Origin of the sequence: Bradyrhizobium sp. LCT2, from assembly GCF_009931255.1 — a bacterium.
Taxonomy (GTDB): Bacteria; Pseudomonadota; Alphaproteobacteria; order Rhizobiales; family Xanthobacteraceae; genus Bradyrhizobium; species Bradyrhizobium diazoefficiens.
Map to the genome: position 1 here is coordinate 1,224,626 of NZ_CP034432.1, position 25,320 is coordinate 1,249,945.

The 25,320-nt window shown below is 65.7% G+C and carries 22 protein-coding genes; 6 read left to right on the plus strand and 16 right to left on the minus strand.

Going from position 1 to position 25,320, the window contains the following annotated elements; all coding sequences use genetic code 11:
• Window positions 1-3: 3 nt before the first annotated feature.
• The 6 genes from rimI to murJ all read right to left on the minus strand — a co-directional run bounded on the left by rimI (window position 4) and on the right by murJ (window position 5,466).
• Window positions 4-489: a ribosomal protein S18-alanine N-acetyltransferase gene (rimI, locus tag EI171_RS06510; protein WP_161532870.1), complete on the minus strand. Its 486-nt coding sequence runs from the start codon at window positions 487-489 to the stop codon at window positions 4-6.
• The gene (gene tsaB / locus EI171_RS06515) at window positions 486-1,178 is read right to left on the minus strand and encodes a tRNA (adenosine(37)-N6)-threonylcarbamoyltransferase complex dimerization subunit type 1 TsaB (RefSeq protein WP_161536932.1); all 693 of its coding nucleotides are present in this window, start codon (window positions 1,176-1,178) and stop codon (window positions 486-488) included. The genes rimI and tsaB overlap by 4 nt, the downstream gene beginning before the upstream one ends.
• A gap of 199 nt (window positions 1,179-1,377) precedes the next feature.
• Complete coding sequence (locus tag EI171_RS06520; RefSeq protein ID WP_161532871.1) at window positions 1,378-1,947, minus strand: NifU family protein; 570 nt, start codon at window positions 1,945-1,947, stop codon at window positions 1,378-1,380.
• A gap of 237 nt (window positions 1,948-2,184) precedes the next feature.
• Window positions 2,185-2,679, minus strand: a complete 495-nt coding sequence (locus EI171_RS06525) for a universal stress protein (RefSeq protein ID WP_028172532.1) — start codon at window positions 2,677-2,679, stop codon at window positions 2,185-2,187.
• A gap of 108 nt (window positions 2,680-2,787) precedes the next feature.
• Window positions 2,788-3,840: a tryptophan--tRNA ligase gene (trpS, locus tag EI171_RS06530; RefSeq protein WP_011083624.1), complete on the minus strand. Its 1,053-nt coding sequence runs from the start codon at window positions 3,838-3,840 to the stop codon at window positions 2,788-2,790.
• A 93-nt stretch (window positions 3,841-3,933) separates the two neighbouring features.
• Window positions 3,934-5,466, minus strand: a complete 1,533-nt coding sequence (gene murJ, locus EI171_RS06535) for a murein biosynthesis integral membrane protein MurJ (protein ID WP_161536933.1) — start codon at window positions 5,464-5,466, stop codon at window positions 3,934-3,936.
• 125 nt (window positions 5,467-5,591) lie between these two features.
• Here murJ and EI171_RS06540 point away from each other — a divergent pair, with 125 nt between their 5' ends.
• Window positions 5,592-6,593: an adenosine kinase gene (locus tag EI171_RS06540; protein ID WP_011083626.1), complete on the plus strand. Its 1,002-nt coding sequence runs from the start codon at window positions 5,592-5,594 to the stop codon at window positions 6,591-6,593.
• A gap of 165 nt (window positions 6,594-6,758) precedes the next feature.
• Here EI171_RS06540 and EI171_RS06545 read toward each other — a convergent pair whose 3' ends face one another.
• Window positions 6,759-7,952 carry a serine hydrolase gene (locus EI171_RS06545; RefSeq protein ID WP_161532872.1) on the minus strand — a complete coding sequence of 398 codons (1,194 nt, stop codon included), beginning with the start codon at window positions 7,950-7,952 and terminating at the stop codon, window positions 6,759-6,761.
• A gap of 347 nt (window positions 7,953-8,299) precedes the next feature.
• On the opposite strand from EI171_RS06545, the gene EI171_RS06550 reads away from it, so the two are divergent.
• Window positions 8,300-8,620 (plus strand): hypothetical protein, encoded by a 321-nt coding sequence (locus EI171_RS06550; RefSeq protein ID WP_011083628.1) that lies wholly within the window; start codon window positions 8,300-8,302, stop codon window positions 8,618-8,620.
• Between the two features lie 188 nt (window positions 8,621-8,808).
• Window positions 8,809-10,302: an NAD-dependent succinate-semialdehyde dehydrogenase gene (locus EI171_RS06555; RefSeq protein ID WP_161532873.1), complete on the plus strand. Its 1,494-nt coding sequence runs from the start codon at window positions 8,809-8,811 to the stop codon at window positions 10,300-10,302.
• A 517-nt stretch (window positions 10,303-10,819) separates the two neighbouring features.
• Here EI171_RS06555 and EI171_RS45380 read toward each other — a convergent pair.
• The 4 genes from EI171_RS45380 to EI171_RS06575 form a co-directional block, all read right to left on the minus strand.
• Complete coding sequence (locus EI171_RS45380) at window positions 10,820-11,242, minus strand: hypothetical protein (protein ID WP_246740456.1); 423 nt, start codon at window positions 11,240-11,242, stop codon at window positions 10,820-10,822.
• Window positions 11,243-11,594: 352 nt separating this feature from the next.
• Window positions 11,595-13,811, minus strand: coding sequence for an SLC26A/SulP transporter family protein (locus tag EI171_RS06565; protein WP_161532874.1), 2,217 nt, complete (start codon window positions 13,809-13,811; stop codon window positions 11,595-11,597).
• A 283-nt stretch (window positions 13,812-14,094) separates the two neighbouring features.
• Window positions 14,095-15,009: a phosphoribosylaminoimidazolesuccinocarboxamide synthase gene (locus tag EI171_RS06570; protein ID WP_110115858.1), complete on the minus strand. Its 915-nt coding sequence runs from the start codon at window positions 15,007-15,009 to the stop codon at window positions 14,095-14,097.
• Window positions 15,010-15,102: 93 nt separating this feature from the next.
• The gene (locus EI171_RS06575) at window positions 15,103-16,020 is read right to left on the minus strand and encodes a pirin family protein (RefSeq protein WP_028172539.1); all 918 of its coding nucleotides are present in this window, start codon (window positions 16,018-16,020) and stop codon (window positions 15,103-15,105) included.
• A gap of 313 nt (window positions 16,021-16,333) precedes the next feature.
• Between EI171_RS06575 and EI171_RS06580 the strand changes: the two genes are divergently transcribed.
• Both EI171_RS06580 and EI171_RS06585 read left to right on the plus strand, forming a co-directional pair.
• Entirely contained in the window at window positions 16,334-17,395 is a 1,062-nt protein-coding gene (locus tag EI171_RS06580) for a helix-turn-helix domain-containing protein (RefSeq protein ID WP_161532875.1), read from the plus strand.
• 315 nt (window positions 17,396-17,710) lie between these two features.
• The gene (locus EI171_RS06585; RefSeq protein WP_161532876.1) at window positions 17,711-19,138 is read left to right on the plus strand and encodes a serine hydrolase; all 1,428 of its coding nucleotides are present in this window, start codon (window positions 17,711-17,713) and stop codon (window positions 19,136-19,138) included.
• Between the two features lie 174 nt (window positions 19,139-19,312).
• On the opposite strand, the gene EI171_RS06590 is transcribed toward EI171_RS06585, so the two are convergent.
• The gene (locus EI171_RS06590; protein WP_161532877.1) at window positions 19,313-20,683 is read right to left on the minus strand and encodes an MmgE/PrpD family protein; all 1,371 of its coding nucleotides are present in this window, start codon (window positions 20,681-20,683) and stop codon (window positions 19,313-19,315) included.
• Window positions 20,684-20,806: 123 nt separating this feature from the next.
• Between EI171_RS06590 and EI171_RS06595 the strand changes: the two genes are divergently transcribed.
• Window positions 20,807-21,922: an aromatic acid exporter family protein gene (locus EI171_RS06595; RefSeq protein ID WP_028172543.1), complete on the plus strand. Its 1,116-nt coding sequence runs from the start codon at window positions 20,807-20,809 to the stop codon at window positions 21,920-21,922.
• A 13-nt stretch (window positions 21,923-21,935) separates the two neighbouring features.
• Here EI171_RS06595 and EI171_RS06600 read toward each other — a convergent pair whose 3' ends face one another.
• The 4 genes from EI171_RS06600 to EI171_RS06615 form a co-directional block, all read right to left on the minus strand.
• Window positions 21,936-22,583 (minus strand): DUF6064 family protein, encoded by a 648-nt coding sequence (locus EI171_RS06600; protein ID WP_161532878.1) that lies wholly within the window; start codon window positions 22,581-22,583, stop codon window positions 21,936-21,938.
• Window positions 22,584-22,725: 142 nt separating this feature from the next.
• The gene (locus EI171_RS06605) at window positions 22,726-23,376 is read right to left on the minus strand and encodes a 2-hydroxychromene-2-carboxylate isomerase (protein ID WP_161532879.1); all 651 of its coding nucleotides are present in this window, start codon (window positions 23,374-23,376) and stop codon (window positions 22,726-22,728) included.
• Window positions 23,373-23,861, minus strand: a complete 489-nt coding sequence (locus EI171_RS06610; protein ID WP_011083642.1) for a DUF2867 domain-containing protein — start codon at window positions 23,859-23,861, stop codon at window positions 23,373-23,375. The genes EI171_RS06605 and EI171_RS06610 overlap by 4 nt, the downstream gene beginning before the upstream one ends.
• Window positions 23,858-25,252: an MATE family efflux transporter gene (locus EI171_RS06615; protein WP_161536934.1), complete on the minus strand. Its 1,395-nt coding sequence runs from the start codon at window positions 25,250-25,252 to the stop codon at window positions 23,858-23,860. Before EI171_RS06615 ends, EI171_RS06610 begins: the two co-directional genes overlap by 4 nt.
• Window positions 25,253-25,320 lie beyond the last annotated feature (68 nt).

Consider the following 25,320-nt stretch of genomic DNA (forward strand, 5'->3'; position numbering starts at 1 on the left):
ATGTTACGACAAGTCACGCCGCATCAGAAGGGCGTTCAATTGTTCCCCGTTCGGCTGTTTATAGTAGCGTTCGCGGCGTCCGACCACCATGAATCCGCACCTCGCGTAGAGCCGCCGTGCCGGCTGGTTATTTTCCTCGACCTCGAGAAATATCGTGCGCACGCCGCGCCCGGCGAGGTGGCCGAGATGGCTCATCAGAAGCGTGTAGGAGAGGCCGCGGCCGCGATGGGCCTGGTCGACCGCGATCGAGAGGATCTCCGCTTCGTCCGCGCCGATCCGCGACACCGCAAAGCCGATGGTCTTGCGGCCGACGCGCAGCCGATGCACCAGCGTATTGCGCTCGCTCATCATGCTCTCGAATTCGCCTTCGCCCCAGCCGTGCGCGAAGGAGGCGCCATGAAGCTGCGCGAGCCGCGCGGCATCGCGCGCGGAAGCCGGCTCGACGGCGGCCGTGCCGCCGCGCCACCATTCCGACAACCAGCTCATCATGAAGTTGCGGCTTGTGCGAGCGGCGGAGTTGCGGCCGGCTTTGCGTCGGGCGCCTTCAAATAGAATGGCCGCGCCGGATTTGTCTCGGGATCGGCGGCAGCGCCAAGCCATGCGACCCAGCCGATATCGGGCGCGGGCTGCGCGTCGACCGCGACCGGCTGCGGTGCATCCTTCGGCCAGCGATCGGCAAGGATGTTTGCGGCATTGCCGACCAGATGCGGTGCGCCGAATTGCGAGGCCGCGATCGCCTCGTCGACGGAGACGACGCCCGGCCGCACCAGCTGGCTGCCGTCGCCGGCGACGATCTGGAAGTAGACGTGATCGTGCCGCGCATCGATAGCGGAGATGACCGGGGCCGATTTGCTCTGGCCGACGACGGTGGCGGCATAGGCCGACAACGTCGTCAGCCCGACGGCCGGCCGCTTGGCCGCGAGTGCAAGGCCGCGCGCCGCCGAAATGCCGACGCGCAGGCCCGTGAAACTTCCCGGGCCGACGGTGACGGCGATGCGGTCGAGCGCGGTGAAGGAAAGATTGGCCGATTGCATGACGCGCGCGATCATCGGCATCAGCGCCTCGGCGTGGCCGCGCTTCATGAGAAGCTGCTCCTGCGCAAGCAGCTCGCCGGCGTCGGTATCGAGCACGGCGGCCGCGCACGCCTCGAGCGCGGTATCGATGGCAAGGATCAGCATGAGAACGCGGATGGCGAGTGGCGAATAACGAGTAGTGTAGCGAACCACGCGCCAATCCGCCATTCATCACGCACGATTTGCAGGCCTCCAAAATGCCCCACGCAAGCTGTCATTCCGGGATGGTGCGTCAGCACCAGACCCGGAATCTCGAGATTCCGGGCTCGGTCCTTCGGACCGCCCCGGAATGACGACTTCGTCGTCACATCGGCCGGACTTCGACCACGTCGGGTACGAAGTGCTTGAGCAGGTTCTGGATGCCGTGCTGGAGCGTCGCGGTCGATGACGGGCAGCCGGAGCAGGCGCCCTTCATGTTGAGATAGACGATGCCGTCCTTGAAGCCGCGGAAGGTGATGTCGCCGCCGTCATTGGCGACCGCCGGCCGCACCCGGGTCTCGATCAGGTCCTTGATCATGTCGACCGTCTCGGCATCGGCCTCGTCGAAGAACTCGTCCTCGTCGTCGAGATCGGCATCGCTTTGCGTGGCGCCGTCGGCGAGCAGCGGCGCGCCCGACATGTAGTGCTCCATGATGGCACCGAGGATCGCGGGCTTGAGCTGCTGCCATTCACCGTTCGCCTTGGTCACGGTGATGAAGTCCGATCCGTAGAACACGCCGGTGACGCCGGGCACCTCGAACAGCTTTTCGGCGAGCGGCGAACGCGCGGCCGATTCGCGGCTCGAAAATTCCATCGGGCTGCCGTCGACCACGACGCGGCCGGGAATGAATTTCAGCGTGGCGGGATTGGGGGTAGCTTCGGTTTGAATGAACATGGTTTTCTCCAGACGTCGCCGGTTCAAGGCCGGCGCGCAAGCTATCCACTAGCAGATGGCGACGGGGAACGCACGATCAAGGGGCGAGATGGCCGTTCCGTTGTTATATCAGTGGGTTAAGGTGCCAAGATATTCCAACCTCGTCATGGCCGGGCTTGTCCCGGCCATCCACGCCTTACTTCGCGGAACCAAAAACGTGGATGCCCGGGACAAGCCCGGCCATGACGAGCGCCCGGCCTACGACAGCGAATCCACGCTTTGGTCGCTCAGCGCGCCGGAGATGATCGTCACCGGCACCGGGAACGTGCCCAGCTCATGCGCGAGCAGCGCGACCAGGGGTCCCGGACCTTCCGCGCCGGGATTGGCGGCGAGCACCAGCATGGCGATGTCGGGGTCCTCGTCGATCACCGCGAGCAGCTGTTCCATCGCGGCCCCTTCGCGGATCACCCGCTCCGGCGTGATCGCGGCAATGCCGTTGGCGCGGCCGGCGGCGCGGTCGAGCGCGGCTTCCGCCGCCTCATGCGCCTCGGCGCGCATGATGTCGGCGACACCAAGCCATTCCTGGGTCTGCTGCTCGGGCTCGATGATGCGCAGCATGACCACCCCGCCGCCGGCGCGGATCGCCCAGCGGCTGGCGTAGTAGACCGCGCGGTCCCATTCGGCGGTGTCGTCGACGATGACGAGGCATTTGGGCTTGTGACCCGGCTCGAAGCAAAGTCGCTTGCTGGTCATGCATGTTCCGGCGTGTGCGCGGCCGGCATGCTGCCACACTCCCGCAACGTTTGGGAGAGGGGAAGCGGCCGACGCCGGCGCGCCGGCCGCGTTTTGCGAATGCGATAATCAGCGCCGGCGGATGAAGCCGACGATGTCCTTCGAGAGCTTCATGGTCTCGTCGGCAATCGCGCGGGCCCGGTCGGAGCCCTCGTTCAGGATCGCGTCGATATGGCCGGGGTCGGCGACGAGGCGCTTCATCTCGCCGGCAATCGGCGCGAGCTTGGTGACGCACAGCTCCGCCAGCGCGTTCTTGAAGCTGGAGAACTGTCCGCCGCCGAAGTCCCTGAGCACGTCGGCCTTGGAGCGGTCAGCGAGCGCCGCGAAGATGCCGACGAGATTGTCGGCTTCAGGGCGGGCTTCCAGGCCTTTCTCCTCGGTCGGAAGCGGCTCCGGATCGGTCTTCGCCTTGCGGATCTTCTGCGCGATGGTGTCGGCGTCGTCGGTGAGGTTGATGCGCGAATTGTCCGAGGCATCCGACTTCGACATCTTCTTGGTGCCGTCGCGCAAGCTCATCACGCGCGTCGCCGGGCCCGTGATGAAGGGTTCCGGCAGCGGGAAGAACAGGCCGTCATTGGTGCCCTGGGCGCGGATCGAGTCACCGAAGTCGTTGTTGAACTTCTGCGCGATGTCGCGCGAGAGCTCGAGATGCTGCTTCTGGTCCTCGCCGACCGGCACATGGGTGGCGCGGTACAGCAGGATGTCGGCCGCCATCAGCACGGGATAGTCGAACAGCCCGACGGAGGCGTTCTCGCGGTCCTTGCCTGCCTTCTCCTTGAACTGGGTCATGCGGCCGAGCCAGCCCATGCGCGCGACGCAGTTGAATATCCAGGCGAGCTCGGCATGACCCGAGACCTGGCTCTGGTTGAACACGATGTGCTTCTTTGGATCGATGCCGCTGGCGATGAACGCGGCGGTCACCTCGCGGGTGTTGCGCGCGAGCTCGACCGGTCCGCCCCAGACGTCCACGCCCTGCGTGATCGCGTGCATGTCGACGACGCAATAGATGCAGTTATGGGTTTCCTGCATCTTCACGAAGTTGACGATCGCGCCGAGGTAATTGCCGAGATGCAAATTGCCCGTCGGCTGGACGCCCGAGAAGACCCGTTCAACGAATGGCATGGCAAGCTTTTCCTAGAAGGTACCGGCCGTCGTTTCCAACAGCGGCGCTGCCTCGTCAAGGGCAATTCGATCATCCTGCGCGCCGAGGTCGGGCTAGGCGGGCCGCCGCAAGGCGGCAGCCGCCTCGCGCCATGAGGCCGCGCCGAGGATTTGCAGGAGCAGGCCGTAGACGGCGATTCCGGCCGCGATCTGCACGCCCAGCACGATGAATTTGATGACGCCATGCGCTTCGGGCGGCACCAGGCCAGCGGTCAGCCAGAGCAGGGCACCCATGGCGGAAGCGGCGAGCACGATCCGCGGCAGTCGCCTGCGGGCGGCGGTGTCGACCGAGAAGCCGAATTCGCCCGTGCCCTTCCGCAGCAGCGAGAGCGCGCTGCTCCAGGCGCCGGCCGCGATACTCGCGGCGATCCCGCTTGCGCCGAAGAAATGGCCGAGCAGAACCGCAAGCGCGACCGCGACCACAAAACCCTTGGCCGTTGCGAGCAGCGGCGTCATCGTGTCGCTGCGGGCATAGAAGGCCGGTGACAGCGCCTTGATCAGCACGTGGGCCGGCAGGCCCAGCGCCAGCCACATCAGCGCGCGCGCGGTGGCCGTGCTGTCATCGGCGCCGAAGGCGCCATGCTCGAACAGTAGCCGCACGATCGGCTCGGCCAGCACGATCAGGCCGAGGGTTGCCGGCAGCGCGAGCCCGGTCGCAAGTTCCAGCGCGCGCGATTCCGCATGCGCCACCGCGTCGCGGTCGCCGCCGGTGACGGCGCGCGTGAGCTCCGGCACCAGCACCGTGCCCATGGCGACGCCGACGATGCCGAGCGGCAGCTCGATCAGGCGGTTGGCGAAATAGAGCCAGGAGACGGCAGAGGGCGTCGCCGAAGCGATGATCGCACCGGCCACCATCAGCCATTGTGGGCCCGAGCTTGCGATCATGCCGGGAATGGCCTTGGCGAAGAAGCCGCGCATCTCCTTGTCGAAGCTTGCGCGCAACGGTGCGGCAAGCCGTCCGCTTCGCTGCGACAGCAACATGGCGAGTTGCAGTAGCCCGGCGATGCCGACGGTCGCCGCCAGCATCCACGCCGCGAAGGTCGCATCGGCATGCCAGGCCAGCAGCGTCGCGATTGCGGCGATCAGGGCGATGTTGAACAGCAGCGGCGAGAACGCCGTGAGCGCAAAACGCCCCTGCGCGTTGAGCAGCCCCATCAGCACGGTGACGGGGCCGGCGAAAGCGAGATAGGGCAGCATCAGCCGCGCGTTCTGGACGGCGAGATCGAGGGTGCTGCTGCCGAGAAATCCCGGCGCGATCACCGTGATGATCAGTGGCATCAGCAGCGCAATGACGAGCGAGATTGCGATCAGGGCCGCGCTGACCGTGCCGAGCACGCGTCCCGCGAACGCGGAGGCGGCCGCCTCGCCGTCGCGATCCCGGACGCGCAGCCAGGCCGGGATCAGCGCCGCGTTCAGGGCCCCTTCGCTGAGCAGCCGCCGCACCACGTTGACGAGCTGGAACGCCGCCAAAAATGCGTCCGCCACGGCGCCGGTGCCGAGCAGGGCGGCAATCATGGAATCGCGCGCAAAGCCCAGCAGTCGCGAGGCCAGTGTTCCCGTCGAGACGGTCAGGAAGGAGCGGATCATTGCGCGTGCATAATACCGTGGCTTGCCCGCGAAGGCCGGGTCGTGATAGGCCGCGAGCCAGATTTCAGGCAGACAGGAAGCGGATTTTCCCGGCAATCGCAATCCGCCAAACAGGATCAAGGTGAATGGCTGACGTGAAATATGACGTTCTCGGGATCGGCAACGCGCTGTTCGACGTGCTGGTCAGGACCGACGAGGCTTTTCTCGCCAAGCACGGCATGACCAAGGGCAGCATGTCGCTGATCGACGAGGCGCGGGCCGCCGCCATCTACCAGGACATGGGCCCGGCGACGGAAGTCTCGGGGGGATCTGCCGCCAACACCATCGTCGGCATCGGCAGCCTAGGCGCCCGCGCGGCCTATGTCGGCAAGGTCAAGGACGACCAGATCGGCAAGCTCTACGTCCACGACATCCGTGCCGCCGGCGTCGCCTTCAACACGCCCGCCGCGAAGGACGGCCCTGCCACCGGCTGCTCCTACATCCTGGTCACGGGCGATGGCGAGCGCACCATGAACACCTATCTCGGCGCGGCGCAGGATCTGTCGCCGGCCGATATCGATCCGGCCGAGATCGCGAGCGCCGGGATCGTCTATCTCGAGGGCTATCTCTGGGACCCCAAGAACGCCAAGGAGGCCTTCGTCAAGGCGGCCAAGATCGCTCATGACGCGAGGCGCAAGGTGGCGCTGACATTGTCGGATTCCTTCTGCGTCGATCGCTATCGCGACGAGTTCCTGTCCTTGATGCGCAACGGCACCGTCGACATCGTCTTTGCCAATGAGTCCGAGCTGCATTCGCTCTACATGACCTCGGACTTCGACACGGCGCTGAAGCAGCTGCGCAACGACGTCAATCTCGGCGTGGTCACCCGCAGCGAGAAGGGCTGCATGGTCGTCTCGGCGGAAGACGCCGTCGCCGCGCCGGCGGCTCCCATCGCCAAGCTCGTCGACACCACAGGCGCCGGCGATCTCTTCGCCGCCGGCTTCCTCTATGGCCTGGCGCGCAACCTGCCGTACAAGCAGTGCGGCGAGCTCGGCGCGCTTGCGGCCGCCGAAGTGATCCAGCACATCGGCGCGCGTCCGCAAGTGTCGCTGAAGGAATTGGCGGAGCAGCGCGGGCTGACGGCGTAACGCAAGCCCGCGCCTCGCTCTCCGCTGTCATCGCCCGGCTTGACCGGGCGATCCAGTACTCCGAGACGCCTGTGATTTATTGAGAAGCCGCGGCGTACTGGATCCCCCGCCTTCGCGGGGGATGACAGTCGTCGTGTGGTGAGAGCCGTGCGCGAAGTCGCCCCCTCACGCCGCCTTCTGCCCGCTCCCCGCATCGAGCCCGGCATAGACGCCGCGCTCAAATCCCGCGAACGCCTCCAGGCACTTTCCGTCCGCGAACGGCAACACCTGCATCAGGATCACGCCGGTGACGTCGCGCGCCGGGTCGATCCAGTAATAGGTGTTGGCGAGGCCCGCCCAGGCGAGGCTGTTCGGGCTGCGGCCTTCCGGCGTCTTGGCGGTGTTGATGAGGAAGCTGAGGCCCCACTTCTTCACCTGGTCCGGATAGAGGTCGACGTCGTTGGTGTACATCGGCGCCACCGAGGTCATCTTGGTGACGTTGAGATCGCCGATGTGGTTCTGCCCCATCGTCGCGACCGTTTCGGCCTTCAGCACCTGGTTGCCGTTGCCGCGGCCCTTGTTCAGGATCATCTGCGTGAACCTGATGTAGTCGGCCGCGGTCGAATAGAGGCCGCCGCCGCCCATGCAAAATTCCGGCGCCTGCTCGAGCTCGAACGGGATCGCGCCGAGCTGGCCGTCCTCGCCGCGCGCATGCATGCCGACCAGCCGTTTGCGCATGTCGTCGGTGATCTTGAAGCCGGTGTCGCTCATGCCGAGCGGGGTAAACAGATTGTCACGCAAATACGCGTCCAGCCGCTTGCCGCTGACGGCTTCCACCGCCTTGCCGACGAAATCGATATTGGTGCCGTATTCCCAGCGCGTGCCGGGATCGGAGGCGATCGGCGTCTTCAGCGCGGCGTTCTGGCAGGTGATGATACCCGGCGTTCCGGTCTTCTCGAGATAGATGCCCATATTGCCGTTCCACATGTCGTAGCAGAAGCCGGCGGTGTGGGTCATGAGCTGGCGCAGCGTGATCGGTCCTTTGGCCGGCCGCAGCTTCGGCTCGCCCTTGGCGTCAAAGCCTTCGAGCACTTGCGGCTTGGCGAGATCGGGCAGCACCTCACCGATCTGCGCGTCCAGCGACAGCTTGCCTTGCTCGACCAGCTGCATCGCGCCCGCTGTCGTCACCGCCTTCGTCATCGATGCGATCCAGAACACGCTGTCCGCTGTCATCGCGTCGGGCTTGGACAGATCGCGCTTGCCGAACGCGCCCTGATACAGCACGTCGTTACCGCTGGCGGCGATGGCCACGACGCCGGGAATCTCCTTGGCGTCGCTTGTCTTACGCAGAACCTCGTCGATCTGGGCTTGGCTTTGCATACGCGTTTCCTCCGGTTTGATTATTGTTGGAAGTGATCGATTGTCCTCCTGCATGCCCCGCGCGGCAAGCGCGTCGCGATGTCTCCGCCGGTCGCGATGTCGTGACTTGACGACCCGCGCCGCGCGCAGGACGACAGGTCGTCTAAACTGAAACACTCCGTCACAATCTGCGGTGGATGGCCGCAACGAACCGTGACCGTGGACGGGCTCCGGCGATATGTTTCGCGTGTTTGAAGCACTTGAAACATTTTGTGCGTTGCGGCGTTTGGCAACGGGCCCAATCAGCCGCGGACGTTAGGACTTGATACAAATTTGGCGGCCGGCACCGGCCGCGAGGGGGACCTCTGATGATTTCAACCTGGAGCGAATGGAAGCGCTATCCCCGTCCCGGACGGGGCGACAATCTCGAGGCGCCGATCTCGCCCGGCATTTACGAGGTCCGCATCGCCGGCAGCGGCGCGCTCTATTCCTTCGGCGCGGTCGACAATCTGGCGCAGGCGCTGGCGCTGCTTCCGGTCGGCTCGAAATCGTGGTTTGGCCGCCGCGACACCACGGGCGTTCCCGATCTCGAATATCGCACCTGTGCGACCTCCTCGAAGTCCGACGCCAAAGCCGCCGCCGAGCGCATGATCGGCCGGCGCGAGACCTATATGAGCGGCGCGGCCTGAGCATGATCCGGACCCGAAGGGCCGCGTTAGCGCAAAGTGTGCAGCGGTTTTCCGGAAAGATCATGCTCAAACAATAAGTTCGCCGCTACGAGCTTAGCTCCCATCTGATGTGCGTTGCGGGCGGTGCATTACGCGCCGTCTGTCCCTATATTCCGGGCCGATCCGATCGCGCTCCGAGGAGTAACGCCATGACCCCGACTGCCGCCGCACGCGCTCAGCACGCCACCGCCACCCTGCGCGACCGGTTGAAGGACCCGTCGCTGCTGAAGGAGGCCTGCTACATCGACGGCGCCTGGGTCGGCACGCCGGTCTTTGCCGTCAACAATCCCGCCACCGGCGTCGAGCTTGCGAAGGTTCCGCAGCTTGGTGCGGACGATACGACCAAGGCGGTCGAAGCCGCCGAGCGGGCCTTTCCCGCCTGGGCCAAGCACACCGCCAAGCAGCGCTCCAACATTTTGCGCAAATGGTTCGAGCTGATCATCGCCAATCGCGAGGACCTTGCGCTGATCCTCACCTCCGAGCAGGGCAAGCCGCTCTCCGAGGCATTGGGCGAGGTCGACATCGGCGCCGCCTATATCGAGTTCTTCGCCGAGGAAGCCCGCCGCGTCTATGGCGAAACCATTCCGACGCAACGTCCTGATGCGCGCCTGCTCGCGATCAAGCAGCCGATCGGCGTCTGCGGTGCGATCACGCCGTGGAATTTCCCGAACTCGATGATCACGCGAAAAGTCTCGCCGGCGCTGGCGGCCGGCTGCACCGTGGTGCTGAAGCCCGCCAACGAGACGCCGCTGTCGGCGCTGGCGCTGGCCGTGCTCGCCGAGAAGGCCGGCGTGCCCAAGGGCGTGCTCAACATCATCACCGGCGATGCGCCGCCGATCGGAAAGGTGCTGTGCGAGCATCCGGCGGTGCGCTTCGTCGGCTTCACCGGCTCGACCGCCGTCGGCAAGATTCTCTACCAGCAGGCCTCCGTCGGCGTGAAGCGGCTCGGCCTCGAGCTCGGCGGCAACGCGCCCTTCGTGGTGTTCGACGACGCCGATATCGATGCGGCGGTCGAAGGCGCAATCGTCTCGAAATACCGCAACATGGGCCAGACCTGCGTCTGCGCCAACCGCCTCTACGCGCAGGACAAGATCTACGACGAGTTCGTCCAGAAGCTGTCGAAGAAGGTCGCGGCGATGAAGATCGGCGACGGCACCGAGAGCGGCGTCACGCAGGGCCCGCTGATCAACCTGAAGGCGGTCGACAAGGTCGAGCGCCACATTGCCGACGCCGTGAAGCGCGGCGCCAAAGTCGTCACCGGCGGCAAGCGCAGCGAGCTCGGACGCTCCTTCTTCGAGCCCACGGTGCTCGCCGACGTCAAGCCGGACTCGCTGGTGGCGCAGGAGGAAACCTTCGGCCCGCTCGCGCCGGTGATCCGCTTCAAGGACGAGGCCGACGTCATCGCGATGTGCAACGCCTCGCCGTTTGGGCTCGCCTCCTACTTCTATTCCCGCGATCTCGGCCGCGTCTGGCGTGTCGCCGAAGCGCTGGAGTCCGGCATGGTCGGCGTCAACACCGGCCTGATCACCACGGAAGTCGCGCCGTTCGGCGGCGTCAAGGAAAGCGGCTTGGGGCGCGAAGGCTCGCGCCACGGCATGGAAGAGTATGTCGAGATCAAATACGTGATGATGGCGGGGGTCTAACCGGCAATCGATGCTGCGCGCCGGCGATTTGAACTCGCCGGCGCGAATGCATCAGCGGCACACGTAGGCGCCGTTCACATATACGCGGACGCATGCTGTGCCGACCGCTGCCGCGCCTACCGCCGCTCCCTACGACCGCGCGCCGCGTGGTTCGACGTGCGACGCCGGCGACGCTCGCCGGGGTTGCCGGTCGTCCGACCCTGGCTTCAGCGGCTTGAACGACGAGCGTGATGCCGTCCTCGTGTGACCAATTGATCGAGCCGAAAATTCCACAGCCTAGAACGGCTGCAACAAGTAGCATTCGCTTGGTGCCGGCCAGCTTCATGGCAATCTCCCTCGGGTATCAAAGCCGAGCGATCAGCATTCTCTGGTCATTTGCTCCCGGCTTGATCTGGATCAATGGAGCACAGGAATTGCAAAGCGGCTTGCTCGCTGTTGCGAGGCGTGCGCCGTCTGGCAAAGGTGCAAGATGCGGGAGGCGGCTCGAAAGCCGCCTCCCGCTGATGCGACTGTGCCATTACTGACAGCGATACATGCGGCCGTCCTCCATCTTGGTCAGCGTACCGGGTGTGCAGACCATGCCGTTTCGCCTGCGCCAGTCCTCCGGCGAGTAGGCGTAAGACGCGTAAGGACCGCCGCCCGCATAATAGCCCGGACCGGCCCCCCATCCAGGTGACGTTGCGGCAATCGCGGCGGCTGTGCCAACCGCTGCGACACCTGCTCCGACACCGTAGGCGCCGGCACCGTATACGGCGCGCCGTGTCTGTCGACGCGCCACGCCGGCAACGCTCACGGGAGTCAGCGGGCGACCGACCCGCGCCTGTGCACTGTCGACCGACATCGAGACGCCGTGCTCCCCAGACCAGGCGAAGGAGAACAACGTCGCGCAGGCGAAGGTCGAGACTGCTATTGCAATTCTTGTCGCGCATGTACGTGTCATGTTTTTTCCTCCATTGCTGTCTTCCAAATGCGCTTTCGCTGTCCGGGGTCCGTTGCGCGGTCCCTGGCGGTCTTCTCGCGCTGGTCTGGGGCGGTGTGCAACCGACGCCGTTTGCGCTCGGCGCAAGCGGCGGCCCTTGCGATAAGAGAAGCTTCATCGGAGGCACGCCGTATCGTACTCGGAGAGCAATGGCAGGCAGGATCATATTGCAGATCGGCGACGCCCGCTATTGTCCCAATGCACCGCAATGGGTCACGCCAACTGCCTCATTGCAATGCTTGGTGGCGCAATCTCATGAGACGGAAGTGCCGTAGCCCGGACTGCGCTTCGCTCCGTCCGGACTACGCGGTCGTTACCGCCGCAGCACCGCGATCGTCCTGTTCGCAAATGTCAGTCGCTCGGCCATGACCGACACGAAATAGGTCAGCAGCTTGCGGCTGAGCGCGGGGGCCTCGTCCCTGATCGCGTCGAACTGGTGCGTGTTCAGCACGTAGAGCACGCTGTCGACCTCGGCCTGGATCGTCGCGCTGCGCGGCGTCTGCGACACCAGGCCCATCTCGCCGATCGTGGTGTAGCGCCCGAGGCTTCGGACCCGCGTCATGCCATTCTGCTCCGCGGGGATCATGATCCCAACGCGGCCGTCGAGGATGAAGTGCATGGAATCGGCGGCATCGCCGGCCTGCACGATGATTTCGCCGGCCTCGACCTCGAGGCGCTGGCAGCGGCGGATCAGTTCGTCGGCATCGTCCTCGCTGTCGAGAATCCCTGCGAACCAGTCGCGCAAATTCGCCTCTTCCTGCGCCAGGCCCTGATGCTGCGCGATGAGCTCGTTCTCGCACCACTCCAGCGCATGATCGAGCTCGGGAATGACGGTGACGCCGTCGCCGAGGAAATCGCTGGAGCGCAGCACCTTCTCGGCCGCGGCTGGCAGGTGCACCAGGATCAGCTCGACGCCGAGGTCGCCGGCGCTGCGCTTGATCTGGGCAAAACTGTAGGCGGCCGACGAATCGACGCCGGTGACGAGCTTGAAGTCGAACAGCAGATAGCGGCACTCCGGGCGTTCGTGCAGCAGTTTCTTGACGTGCTGATAGAGCCGGTTGGCGGACCCGAAGAACAGATAGCTCTGGAGATTCAGGCCCTGAATCTTGCCGCCATGAGCGAGCAGCACCTCCTGGTCGTCGCGCGAGCGATCGAGCGAGGAGCGATATTCGGCGCCGTCAAAACTGTATTTGATCGATTCGACCCGCGCCGCGCTGAATGCGAAGGTCGCGCAGCCGATGATCACGCCGATCAGGATGCCCGGCACGAAACCCCAGATGACGATGATCGCGATGATGGCGACCAGCGACAGATATTCGAGCTTCGAGAGCCGCTTGCGCGACTCGATGAGCCATTTGTGGAGCTGATCGGCGCCGAGATAGAGCAGCAGGCCGCCGAGCACGAATTTCGGCATGAAGCCGAGCAGCTCCGGTGCGATCGCGAGCATCAGCAGTGATATGGCCGCAACCGTGAAGCCGGACAGGCGTCCGCGGCCGCCGCTGCTGAAATTGAGGATCGAGCGGCTGACCGAGATGCAGCCGGCATAGCCGGCGAGCGCGCCGGACAGGATATTGGCGGCGCCGGTAGTGTTCAGCTCCCGCTCAAGATTGGCCTCGCGGTGAACGGCGACCTCGATGCCGGTGGTGTTGAACAGGGTGCTGGAGGCGCTAACGAAGATGACGGCGACGACGTTGCCGAGCAGGTCCGGCACGGCGAACCACGGATAGTGCGCGAGGTCGTCGATGTGCCAGGGCAACATGAAGGTCGCCGGCGGCGGCGGCTGGAACATCCAGCCCAAAGCGCGCGCCTCCTCCGGCGAAATCCCGGCGATCCAGAACGCCAGATGCGCGGCGAGCATGCCGCCGACCAGGATGATCGGCAACCCGAACGCGTTGCGCGAGCGGTGCCACGTCAGATAGAGCACCTGCGCCATCGCGCAGGCGGCGCCCAGCTCCGACATCGTGACGCCGTTGGTGAAGCGCGGCAGGGTGGCAAACTGCACGGGACGATCGGTGATCACCCGGATCGCGCCCATCACGATCAAGAGCCCGGTGGCGCCGAGAAAGCCGCCGATCACCGGATAAGGCACGTAGCGGATGGCGCGGCCCATCCGCGTCAGTCCCAGTCCGCACAGCACGATCCCGGTCAGCATGGTCGACAGGCCGAGCGTGATCAGGACGGGCGAGAGCAGCGGCGCCGACAGATTGGCCGCTTCAATGCGTTCGACCAGTGAGGCGGCCAAGATGCCTGTCACTGCGGCGGTCGAGCTGTCGGGGCCGGCGATCGCGAAGGGCAGGGAGCTTCCCAGCCCGATGACAGCCGCAAGGACCGCGGAGCTGATGAAAGTCGCGGCGATGCCGTAGGACAGATAAGGCGACAGCGGCCCGGTGAAGATCAGCAGCGCGTAGGATAGCCCGAAAGTGACGGCCAGGACGCTGGCGGCGCTCCCGCCCAATATATCATTCAGCGCACGCCTGAGGGCCGGGTTGAAACGGGCAGCCGGACTGAAAATAATTGCTGGATCGGTCACGCGGTTGCGCTCGCCCCTGAAAAAGTCCCGTCCGAGACGTAGACGACTGCGGACTTAGCGCAACAGGATTCTTGTAACTATGAAATATCCGACAGTTTCGGCGATGGCATGTGAACGGCCAATCATGCGTGAGGGAATAGAGCCGGATGGACAATGCCGGAGCGGCGCACCGACCCCCTCCACGTCATTGCGAGCGTAGCGAAGCAATCCAGAATCCCTCCGCGGAAAGACTCTGGATTGCTTCGTTGCGCTCGCAATGACGAGTTTGTGGCAGCAACTGCGCCTAAATCTTCAGCTCTTTCCCCGTCACGCGCCGATACGCCTCCAGATACCGTTTGCTGGTCGCCTCCACCACGCTCGCCGGCAGCGGCGGCGGCGGGGCGTCGCCGTTCCAGCGGCCGGCGCGGCGCTCGACGTCGAGATAGTCGCGCAGCGGCTGCTTGTCGAAGCTCGCCTGTGGCTGGCCGGGCTTGTAGGCATCGACGGCCCAGAACCGCGACGAATCCGGCGTCATCACCTCGTCGATCAGGATGATGCGGCCGTCCTTGTCGCGGCCGAACTCGAACTTGGTGTCCGCGATGATGATGCCCTGCTCGCGCGCCAGCTCCTCGCCGAGCGTGTAGATCGCGCGCGTCATGCTCTCGAGCGTGTAGGCTGTCTCGTCGCCGACCACCTCGCGCATCCGCGCAATCGTGATGTTCTCGTCATGGCCGGTCTCGGCCTTGGTCGCCGGGCTGAAGATCGCTGGCTCCAGCTTCTCGCTCTCGACGAGGCCGGCCTTCAGCTTCTCGCCCGCGAGCGTGCCGCTGGCGGCGTATTCCTTCCAGGCCGATCCCGAGAGATAGCCGCGGATCACGCATTCGATCGGAAACACCGTGGTGCGGCGGGAGAGCATGGCGCGGCCGAGGATCTCGGCGCGATGCGGCTTCAAGGCGGGCACGGCCGCGATGATCTCGTCGGTGTCGGCGCTGATCATGTGATGCGGCACCACGCCTTCAAGCTCGCCAAACCAGAACGCGCTGATCTGGGTCAGCACCGCGCCCTTCATCGGGATGGTCTCGCCCATGACGACGTCGAAGGCGCTGATGCGATCGGTGGTAAGGAGCAGCAGGCGGTCGTCGTCGACGGCATAGATGTCGCGCACCTTGCCGCGCCCGATCTTAGGGAGCGGCAGGTCGCTGGAGAGCATGGTGGTCATCGGCAAAGCTTTCGCAGACAGATCTTTCGAAGGCATGGCCTTCAGGCGGGAAATCCGGCCGCGCCTGACGGCACGGCCGGAAACCGGATTAGCCTATTCCGGCAACGGAATGAACTCATGTTCCTGAGGAACCGCCGCGAAGCGGCCGGTTTTCCAGTCCTGCTTGGCCTGCTCGATCCGCTCCTTGCTGGAGGAGACGAAATTCCACCAGATGTGGCGCGGGCCTTCCAGTGCATCGCCGCCGAGAAACATCATTCGCGTGGCCTTGAGTGCCTTCACGGTGATGCGGTCACCGGGGCGGAAGATCAGCAGCCGCGGCCCCTCATAGCGCTCGTTCGCGATCTCGACCTCGCCGTCCACCACGTAGATCGCGCGCTCCTCGTGATCGGGGTCAAGCGGCACGCTCGCGCCCGCGACCGCCGTGACCTCGGTGTAGAACCAGGGCGAGACCATGGACACCGGCGACGTGATGCCGAAGGCGGAGCCCGCGATCACCCGCGCGGTGAAATCCCGCTCGGAGATCATCGGCAGGTCGCCGGCGCCGTAATGCTGGAACGATGGCGCGATCTCTTCCGATCCGGCCGGCAGCGCGATCCAGCTTTGCAGGCCCAGCATCTGCTGGCCCGAGGCGCGCTGCGCATCCGGCGTGCGCTCGGAATGCGCGATGCCGCGGCCCGCCGTCATCAAATTCATCGCACCGGGCGCGATCTCCTGGACGTTGCCCTCGCTGTCGCGGTGCATGATCGAGCCGTCGAACAGATAGGTGACGGTGGCGAGCCCGATATGCGGATGCGGCCGCACGTCCATGCCCTTGCCGGAGACGAACTGCACCGGGCCGAAATGATCGAAAAAGATGAACGGCCCGACCATCTGCCGCCTGCCATGGGGCAGCGCGCGTCGCACGACGAAGCCGTCGCCGAGGTCGCGCGTGCGCGGCACGATCACAAGATCGAGCGCATCGCAGGACATGGGATCGCCGAGCACGGGATCGTTGGAGGGTTGCCAGCTCATGATGGACTCCTTTTAACTTTCTTGGGCACGATCGTAGCAGGATTTGGCGTCGCCGTCGCGACAAAGCCGGACAAGATGTTGTGGGGGCGGCGGTGCCACATTCTCAACTGTCATGCCCCGCCTAGTGCGCAATTACGCACGGGGGCGGGGCATCCAGTACGTCGCGGCCTCTCGGCTCAATCACAACCGTCTCGGTGTACTGGATCGCCCGGTCAAGCCGGGCGATGACAGTTGGGGTGTGGATGGTCCTTGAAAAAGAGGACGTAACGAACGATGTTCGGCTGATTTCAACCGCGACCGATCGCATCACCCGATGACACTTGCCGCAACAGAACTCGCATTTCGCGCGGCGTCCGTGGCGCTGCTGCTGGTGCTTGCGGCGTCGTTGCTGCAGGATTTCCGCAATGTGCTGGCAGCCCGGCTCGGTGCGGCCTTCGCGCTCGGCTCTGCCGCACATGCGGTGAGCTATTCGGTGGATGTCACGTCACCGATCCCGCTCCTGCATGCGCCGCTGATAGCGCTCTCGACCGGCACGATCGTGGTGTTCTGGCTGTTCACGCGCTCCCTGTTCGACGACGAGTTTCGCCTCCGCTGGTGGCACGGATGGGTCTGGGCGCTGGTGACCGCCTTCAGCTTCGCAGGCTGCGTCTGGATTGCACCCAGCGGCCATGTGCGGTTCTCGGTGACGGTGGTCAATCTGATCGCGCTCGGCTTCATCGCGCTCGCGGTCGGGCAGATGATCGCCTCCTGGCCGGCCGACCTGGTCGAGCGCCGCCGCCACGTTCGTGTCTTCATCGTCTGCGTAACCGCGCTCTATGGCGGGCTGAACGCGGTGCTCCAGATCGCCGTCGCCGGCCAGCACGTCGGCGATGTCGCCGAAACCATCAATGCCGGCGTGCTCGCCTGCACCGTTGCGGCGATCGTCTATGCCATGATGCGCGTCGACGGGGCGGATCTTTTTCCGGCCGCGGCGGAGCCCGCACCGCCGATTGTTTCCGGTCAGCCTGCGGCCGATGACGCGGCCGATCAAAAGCTCATCGACGCCCTGATGCGGCTGATGGCCGACGAGCGGATCTATCGCCAGGAGAACATCACCATCGGCGTCCTGGCAGGTCGGCTGAAGATTCCCGAATACAGGCTGCGCCGGCTGATCAACCAGCGGCTCGGTTACCGCAACTTCAATGTCTTCCTGAACAACCACCGCATCGAGGAAGCCAAGGCCGCGCTCGCCGATCCCGCCCAGGCCGAGGTCCCGGTCATCACCATCGCCATGGACGCCGGCTTCCAGTCGCTCGGCCCGTTCAACCGCGCCTTCAAGGCGGTCACCGGCGTGACGCCGACGGAATACCGGCGGCTGAAGGTGAATGCGGCGTAACCGGCTCTTCGCCTCTCCCCGCGTGCGGGGAGAGGCCGACGCGCGAAGCGCGGCCGGTGAGGGGGAGCCTCCGCGAGTCCAACTCTCGCCGCCCCCGCGGAGGCTCCCCCTCACCCCAACCCTCTCCCCGCAAGCGGGGCGAGGGAGCGGACCACCGTCGTGACTGCATCCTCGCATTGCTTTGAAATATTTGAGTTATTTCGGAATCGGCCAGCCCCGCTCAGTTTCAGCCACGCTATTTTCCAAATCCGGCGAGCGCGTGTCGCCCGCATCCGGCCTGCTCTCCCGCACCTGCCCCGAAGCCGGAGAAAGCCCGTGACCCGCCGCCGCAAGATCGTCCTCCTCACCACCGCCATCGCCGCTGCCGGCGTCGCGCTCGGCGCGGCGCGGGCGCATGACGTGCCCAGGATCGCCACCGGCTTCGTCGCCGACATCCTGTGCTCCGAGACGTTCGTCTCGGGCCTGGATATCAGGCGGACCTTCGCCGAAACCATGGACGCCATGCCGGGCACCAGTCTGATCACCTGGGCGATGGACTACCAGGTCGATCGCGCGCGCAAGGACGTCACGGTGACATTGTTCGGCATCGGCCGCAGCCGTGCCGTCTATCGCGAGGGGCTCGGCTGCACGCTCGAGCACGGCGCGGCGATCGCCGACGTCGCGGTGCCCGCGGACGACAGGCAGCCGGCGCTGCTGCCCGAGATCGCCGGCCCCGCGATCGTGCCGCCGCAAAGCCCCGAGCTTGCCGCCGCGCTCGACCGCGCCTTCGCGGAGCCCGCGCAGCCGCCTTATCGCCGCACCCGCGCGGTCGTCGTGCTGAAGGCGGGCCGCATCATCGCCGAGCGCTATGCGGACGGAATCGGACCGGAGACTCCGCTGCTCGGCTTCTCCATGACAAAATCGGTGATCTCGGCGCTAACAGGCGTGCTGGTGCGCCAGGGCAAGCTGAAGCTCGATGGGCCTGCGCCGGTCGCGGCCTGGAAAGATCCTGACGATCCGCGCCACGCCATCACCGTCGATCAGCTGCTGCGCCACACCGCGGGCCTTGCGCTCGGCAGCTCATTGGAGGCTTCGCTCGGCTCCGCCTTCGAGCCCGTCAACCGGATGAAGTTCATGGAATCCGACATGGCCACCTATGCGGAGAGCATCCCGCTCGAGACCGCACCGGGCACCGCGTGGAACTATCACGACGGCAACACCATCATTCTCGCGCATCTGATCCGCGTTGCTGCCGGCGGTACCCCCGAAGACGCGCTGCGCTTCGCGCGCCGCGAATTGTTCGCCCCGCTCGGCATGCGCCATGTCACGCTCCAGCTCGACGGCGCCGGCACGGTCGAGGGCTCCAGCGAGATGCTGGCGACCGCGCGTGACTGGGCGCGGTTCGGCCAGCTCTATCTCAATGACGGCCTCGCCGGCGGCGAGCGCATCCTCCCCGAGGGATGGGTGAACTATTCGGCGACGGCGACGCCAAACGCGTGGGTCGGCATCGGCGCCGGCTTCTGGACCAACCACGGCGCCAGCTTTGGCGCGAACCTTCGCATCACACACGGCTGGCCGCGCGATGCCTTCTTCGCCAAGGGCACGATCGGGCAGTACACGATCGTCATTCCCTCGGAGCGACTCGTGATCGTGCGGCTCGGCCGCTCGCCGAACTGGCCGCCGGAGGCGGACGGCGTGTTCGATCTCGTGCGCGACGTGGTGGCCGCAACGCGCGAGAAGGGGAAGCTGGCGGGGGTGAATTGAGGTGTCGAGCGCCGCCTCTTCTCCCTCGCCCCGCTTGCGGGGAGAGGGTTGGGGTGAGGGGGAGTCTCCGCGAGGACGGTGAGAGTTGGATGCGCGGAGAGTCCCCCTCACCAGGAATCCAAGCTGCGCTTGGATTCCTGCCTCTCCCTGCAAGCGGGGAGAGGCGATATCTCTCTACTGCCGTCCCAGCTCCGTCGCCTTCGCCACGCGGTCGAACCGCTCCAGCGTCAGGATCGCATCGGCAAATTTCTCCGCGCGCGCATTCAGCACCGGACGCGCCAGCGTCAAGAATTTCTGCTGCATCGCCTGCGCATCGGGAAACGAATTCGGCTCGCCGGAGGGATCGGCATACAGCCGCTCGTGCACGCCGTCGTCCGTCGTGATGCTGACGCGCGCGCCGAACGGATGGGTGCGGCCGATCTCGAGCCGGTCGTCCTGCACCACGTCGAACTTGTCGGCGAGCGTGTCGATGGCGGTATCGCCGAGGCGGTTGTAGTCATCCCAACCAAAGCTGCCCTGATCGAGCGCGAGCGCGCCGGTGAAGAACATCGAGAACTGGCCGCCGACGATCGAGGTCGGATGCCGCTTGGTCGCGGCATCGCCGGTCAGCGTGATGCCGTTGCGATGCAGGCCGATCTCGACGCGCTTGACCTGGTCTGGCGTCAGATTGTGCTCGCGCCGCATCGCGATCAGCGCGTCGATTGCGGCATGGGTGTAGCGGCAGCTCGGATACGGCTTCACGCCGATCTTCATCGTCTCATAGGTCTTGCCGAGCTCGGCGACGGCCTTGCCGGGATGCGCGTCGTCGGTGTAGCCGGCGAGCAGGCCGTGCTTGCCCTCGACCGATTCGGTCGCGCCGACGAAATCGTTGCGCGCCAGCGTCGCGGCGATCACGCCGTTCATCGCGGCGGCGCCGACCTGGTAGCGCTTGTTCCAGGCGCCGTTGACCAAAAATTGCAGCGAGCCGGCGGCCTGGCTGCCGGAGACGCCGAAGGCGGCGATGATCTGCTTTTCGCTGAGGCCGAACAGTTTTCCGGCCGCGGCGGCCGCGCCATAGGTGCCGGCGGTCGCGGTCGGATGGAAGCCGCGCGCATAATGCGAGGTCGGGTCGAGCGCGTTGCCGAGCCGGCAGCAGACTTCATAGCCCGCCACGATCGCGGTCAGCACGTCGCGCCCGGAAGCGCCGACCATCTCGCCGACGGCGAACGCGGCCGGAACGACCGGCGCGCTCGGATGAAGCGAGGAATCCGCATGCGTGTCGTCGAAATCGAGGGAATGGCCGAGTGCGCCGTTCAGCAGCGCCGCCACCGCCGGGGTCCAGGTCTTGCTGTCGCCGAACACGGTGGACTCGCCCCTGGTGTCGAGCGCGAGCGCCTCCAGCATCTTCAGGATCGAGGGGGTGGATTCCGCTTCGCTTCTGGCCCGGATCGCGCTGCCGAGGAAATCCAGCGTCAACACCTTGGCGCGATCCAGCACTTCCGCCGGAATATCCTGGTATTTCAGATTGAAGACATAGGCGGCGAGCGTTGCGGTTTCGTGGGCCATCGTGTTTCCTCGTTTTGGCGCGCAAGTTAGGCGGGCTGATTTGGCCTTTCAAGCGGCCTTGGGGCCGCGGGCATCAGCTATGCTTTTGGCAGGCGCAAGAGGATCGGACCGGGACATTCGACGATGGCACTCGCAAGACAAATGTTCGACCGGATCCGATCACGGCGGACGCAGTTGGGGTTGGCCATCCGGGTCACGGTCGCCGCGGTGGCGGCCTATGCCATTGCCACCGCGCTGCATCTGCTCTTGCCGCTCTGGGCGGTGCTGACCTCGCTGATCGTGACCCAGATGAGCGTCGGCCGCTCGCTGAAGGCGACACGCGACTACGTGCTCGGCACGATCGGCGGCGCCATCTATGGCGGCGCCATCGCGATCCTGATCCCTTACTCTACCGAGGCGGGCCTGTTGGGGCTGCTGGTGCTGGCGGTCGCGCCGCTCGCCTTCGTGGCCGCGATCAACCCAAGTCTCAACGCGGCAACGGTGACTGCGATCATCGTGCTGCTGGTCCCGACCATGCATCACTCCGATCCCATGACCTCGGCGATCGATCGCGTCAGCGAGGTCGGGGTCGGCGCCATCACGGGATTGCTCGTTTCGTTCCTGGTGCTGCCCTCACGCGCGGTGCGACAGATCCGCGCCAGCGCGGCAAGACTGCTCGAACTGATCGCGGATGCCTTCACCGAGCTGCTCGCGGGCCTGACGCGCGGCCGCGACAACGATGCGCTGCACCGGATCCAGGACGGCATCGGCACCGCGATGGTGGGCATGAATGCCATCGGTGCAGAAGCCGAACGCGAGCGTGCCGCGCGCCTGTCGAGCGGGCCCGATACCGGTCCCTTGCTGCGAACGGTGCTGCGGCTGCGCCATGACGTCGTGATGATCGGCCGCGCCACCGTCGTCCCGCTGCCGGTCGAGGTGCAGATGCGGCTCGCCGCGCCGCTGGCGGAGGTCAGTGCGGCGATCGTGCGCTTCCTGCGGTCGGCGGCCGAAGCACTGCGGGCTGGCGCCGGCGCGCCGCCGATCCATCCCGTGCACGTCGCGCTTCAGCACTACGCCGAGGCGGTTGCCGCGGTGCGCCAGGACGGCCTGATCCGCGGCCATTCCGGCGACACCGCCGAGCGCTTCTTCGCCATCGGATTCTCGCTGGAGCAGATGCACCAGAATCTCTGCGATCTCGACCGCGTCGTCGGCGAGTGGTCGGAGGCAGCAAGCGACAAGCCCGCGCGCGTGGCGGAGTGAGCCGGTGCTGGAACTAGCAGGCTGATGCGACCCGCCGGTCACGCTGGACCAGCAGTGCCAGAGAGACAGCTCCAGCCACCAACAGTGCCCAGTCTTGCGGCACGCGGAGCAGTATCGCGGCGCTGCCGCCGACAAGCGACCATAGAAACGGGATCACAAGGAGCCAGCGCGGGACCGGCTGCCTTGTCAGCAGCAACATGCCGAAGCTGAAGATGGTGACGGGACACGGCGTGACTCCGAACATCGGCAGTTCGTTGGGGTGCTGACCCATCTCGAGGCCGAACAGGGGGTAGATCGCCGCCGCGTAGAATACGAACGCGACTCCGATAACCCCCGCTGATTCCTCATTGTAGTCGAAATCGATCCGGTTTTGGCACACGCCGAAATAGACGAAGGCTGCAGCCTGGACGACAAACAATGTGCCGAAAATGTAGGCCAGCTTGTTGATCGTTGCGAAGAAGGTCAGGTGATAGACGATCCCGGTCCATGCCCACATCGCCGCAAGAATGCCGGCGACGATCTGATCGGCCCATCTGTCCTTGCGAAACACCAGCACGAAGGCCAGCCCGCCCAGCAGATATGCGAGAACCTGCATCGGCCAGATTGCCCGGTTGTAGCTCGCAAAAACACCTAGGAATTGCTCGATCGTGAACGGCAGCATGATCGCGGCTCCTTCCGCGAGGAGACGCTATGCAGCCGGCGAGATGCGTCATTTGACCGGGATCAACGCGGATGCATGCCCGGCCGCGGCATGTTGACCTATGTCGGTCATGGGCCGAGGCCGGTACGCATCAGGACTTGCCCTACCGCTTCGTCAGGCCCTTGTCCTGCATGCGCCAGACCAAGAGATCGATGCGGTCCTGGCCGAAGAACGGCTCGTTCTCGAACACGAAGGTCGGCACGCCCCAATGGCCGGAGGCGGCGTGGTCCTTCTCGTTCTCCGCGATCACCTGCTCGTAACGATCCGGATCTGCGCTGATTGCAGCATCCATCGCGGCGAGATCGAAGCCGGCCTTCTCGGCCGCGCGGGCGAGATGATCGCCTTGGTTCCAGCCCGCCACCGAGCCGTCCCACAGCACGCGCGCGATTGCATCGGTGAATGCGAGCGAACGGCCCTCAAGCTGCGCCATCGCGCCCAGCCGGGTCAGCCGGTGGATGTAAGGTTGCTCGGCCGCGACATCGAACGTCGTCTTGTCCTGCACGATCGGATCCGGCCTCGGAAAGCGGAACGGAATGCCCTCGTGCTGCGCGACGCGCGTGCTGTCGAGCACCACATAGCGAATGAAGTTCGGGCTGGCCTTCTTGAAGAAGCCGGGGACGCGGACTGCCAGCGGATAGACCGGTCGCAGGTTCACCGCGAGGTCATACTCCGCGACGAGCTTCAGCGTCTTCGGCAGCGCCAGATAGCTGAAGGGACTGCGGTAGGAGTAGAAGAGGTCGACGGACAGGGTCATCTCGCCGGTTCCGCGATGCGCTTCATCATGCCGCGGACCACGAACTTGTGGAAGGGCATGATGAGGGCGAGATAGGTCCGGCCGAGCAGATTGTGGGTGCGCACCAGCGTGGTCGATGTCACCTGGCGGTCCGCCTCCGTTCCGGCGACATCGACGACGAGGCGGAAATCGAGATGGGAATCGTTGAAGCCCGCGACCAGCCGCTCGGGTGTTTCGCTGACCACCGGAAACAATCCGATCAGGCCATACGGCGCCGGCGCACCTTCGCCCGAGGTCTTCAGTCCGAACGGTCTCACCAGGATGTTGCGCAGGCGTATGAGCGCATCGACCCAGCGTGGCCCGTGCAGCACCATCCGCACGCAGGCCTCGCGGGCATTCACCGCCGTCGCGCCGATCTCCACGCGAAATGCGTCCACGAACTGCGCGCCCGCCAGCAGCGTGCCGGCGTCGACATTGGGAGGAACTTCGCGGACTGTGCCGATCATCCCACCAGTCTGCGCGCCAGCATCCGGAAGCGCAAGACCAGGAGGCCGGCATAGACGAACGTGCCGATCGAGAATCCGATCCAGACGCCGACTGCGCCCAGCCCGGCGTGGAAAGCCAGGACCCAGGCGACGGGAAAGGCGACGCACCAATAGCCGATCGCCGCGAACACCAGCGTCATCCTGGTGTCATTGATGCCGCGCAGTGCGCCGCCCATGATGGTCTGGAGACCGTCGGCGATGAAGAAGGTCGCGCCGACCAGCAGCAGTGTCGCCGTCAGCTCGACCGTTGCCGCGCTGGCCTCGCTGCCGCCGAAGAACAGCCGTCCGAGCTCGTAGCGGCCGAGGATGATGGCAACCGTCAGGGCCGAGACCAGCGCCACGCCAAGCACCGCAGCGACGAGGCCCGCACGTCTCACCGCGGCCGGGTCGTTGCGGCCGAAGGCGTGGCCGACGCGGACCGTCGCCGCCATGCCGATGCCGAGCGGGACCATGAACAGCACGGCCGTGACCTGGAGCGCAATCTGGTGCGCGGCAAGCGCCGTGGTCGAGATCAACCCCATCAGCAGCGCGGCGGACGAGAACAGGCCATATTCCAGCAGCAGGGAAAACGAGATCGGCGCGCCGAGCGCGATGAGCTGGTGCATCAGGGGCCAGTCGATCCGCCAGAGATGGGCGAGCGGGCGGTAGTCCGCGAATGGCTTTCGCCATGCGGCGATGGCGAGCACGGCGAGGAAGGTGCCGAGATTGACGAGCGTGGTCGCAAGCCCGGCGCCGAACAGGCCGAGCTCCGGCAGGCCGAACAACCCGTGGATCAGGACATAGACCAGCGCAGCATTGACGGGGATCGCCGCGACCGTGATCCACAGCGGCGGCTGCGGCCGGTTCACCGCGCTCATCATGCTGCGCAGCGCGATGAAGCCGAGCGCCGGTGCGATGCCCCAGGCGAGGCCGTTCAGATAGCGCTGGGCGAGCGCGGCCGATTGCGGCACCTGTCCGAGAGCGATCAGGATGTGTTCGCCATAAAGCGGCGAGGCCATCATCGGCAGCGAGATCAGCAGCGCGACCCACAGGCCGACGCGCAAGGCGCGGCGGATGCGCCTGACGTCGCCGGCGCCGAACGCCTGCGCCACCAGCGGCGACACCGCAGCCATCAATCCGAGCCCGAAGGTAAAGCTGACGAAATAAACCGTATGCGCCAGCGCGGCGGCGGCGACCGCATCCTCGCCGAGCCTCCCGATCAGCGCGAGATCGGTCGTGATCATCGCGATCTGTCCGAGCTGCGTCAGCATCATCGGCACGGCCAGCCGCAGCGTCTCGACGAACTCATCGGCGAGATGGTTTTGCGGCACGCCGGATTGCGGCTGCGAATGATGTTGCACGGTGTCGAGCATGGTCACTCAATAGCATCACTGAGCGACGAAAACATGGCCCGTGTTTTTTCCCTCTCCCACAAGGGGAG

Excerpts from the sequence above, each read along its gene's own strand:
- EI171_RS06555 (WP_161532873.1), top strand. The coding sequence starts at position 8,809 with ATGACCCCGACTGCCGCCGCACGCGCTCAGCACGCCACCGCCACCCTG.
- EI171_RS06570 (WP_110115858.1), bottom strand. The coding sequence starts at position 15,009 with ATGACCACCATGCTCTCCAGCGACCTGCCGCTCCCTAAGATCGGGCGC.
- EI171_RS06550 (WP_011083628.1), top strand. The coding sequence starts at position 8,300 with ATGATTTCAACCTGGAGCGAATGGAAGCGCTATCCCCGTCCCGGACGG.
- trpS (WP_011083624.1), bottom strand. The coding sequence starts at position 3,840 with ATGCCATTCGTTGAACGGGTCTTCTCGGGCGTCCAGCCGACGGGCAAT.
- murJ (WP_161536933.1), bottom strand. The coding sequence starts at position 5,466 with ATGATCCGCTCCTTCCTGACCGTCTCGACGGGAACACTGGCCTCGCGA.
- EI171_RS06605 (WP_161532879.1), bottom strand. The coding sequence starts at position 23,376 with ATGACCCTGTCCGTCGACCTCTTCTACTCCTACCGCAGTCCCTTCAGC.
- EI171_RS06590 (WP_161532877.1), bottom strand. The coding sequence starts at position 20,683 with ATGGCCCACGAAACCGCAACGCTCGCCGCCTATGTCTTCAATCTGAAA.
- EI171_RS06580 (WP_161532875.1), top strand. The coding sequence starts at position 16,334 with ATGACACTTGCCGCAACAGAACTCGCATTTCGCGCGGCGTCCGTGGCG.
- EI171_RS06520 (WP_161532871.1), bottom strand. The coding sequence starts at position 1,947 with ATGTTCATTCAAACCGAAGCTACCCCCAATCCCGCCACGCTGAAATTC.
- EI171_RS06600 (WP_161532878.1), bottom strand. The coding sequence starts at position 22,583 with ATGCTGCCGTTCACGATCGAGCAATTCCTAGGTGTTTTTGCGAGCTAC.
- EI171_RS06525 (WP_028172532.1), bottom strand. The coding sequence starts at position 2,679 with ATGACCAGCAAGCGACTTTGCTTCGAGCCGGGTCACAAGCCCAAATGC.
- EI171_RS06595 (WP_028172543.1), top strand. The coding sequence starts at position 20,807 with ATGGCACTCGCAAGACAAATGTTCGACCGGATCCGATCACGGCGGACG.
- tsaB (WP_161536932.1), bottom strand. The coding sequence starts at position 1,178 with ATGCTGATCCTTGCCATCGATACCGCGCTCGAGGCGTGCGCGGCCGCC.
- EI171_RS06540 (WP_011083626.1), top strand. The coding sequence starts at position 5,592 with ATGGCTGACGTGAAATATGACGTTCTCGGGATCGGCAACGCGCTGTTC.
- EI171_RS45380 (WP_246740456.1), bottom strand. The coding sequence starts at position 11,242 with ATGACACGTACATGCGCGACAAGAATTGCAATAGCAGTCTCGACCTTC.
- rimI (WP_161532870.1), bottom strand. The coding sequence starts at position 489 with ATGATGAGCTGGTTGTCGGAATGGTGGCGCGGCGGCACGGCCGCCGTC.
- EI171_RS06575 (WP_028172539.1), bottom strand. The coding sequence starts at position 16,020 with ATGAGCTGGCAACCCTCCAACGATCCCGTGCTCGGCGATCCCATGTCC.
- EI171_RS06545 (WP_161532872.1), bottom strand. The coding sequence starts at position 7,952 with ATGCAAAGCCAAGCCCAGATCGACGAGGTTCTGCGTAAGACAAGCGAC.
- EI171_RS06615 (WP_161536934.1), bottom strand. The coding sequence starts at position 25,252 with ATGCTCGACACCGTGCAACATCATTCGCAGCCGCAATCCGGCGTGCCG.
- EI171_RS06610 (WP_011083642.1), bottom strand. The coding sequence starts at position 23,861 with ATGATCGGCACAGTCCGCGAAGTTCCTCCCAATGTCGACGCCGGCACG.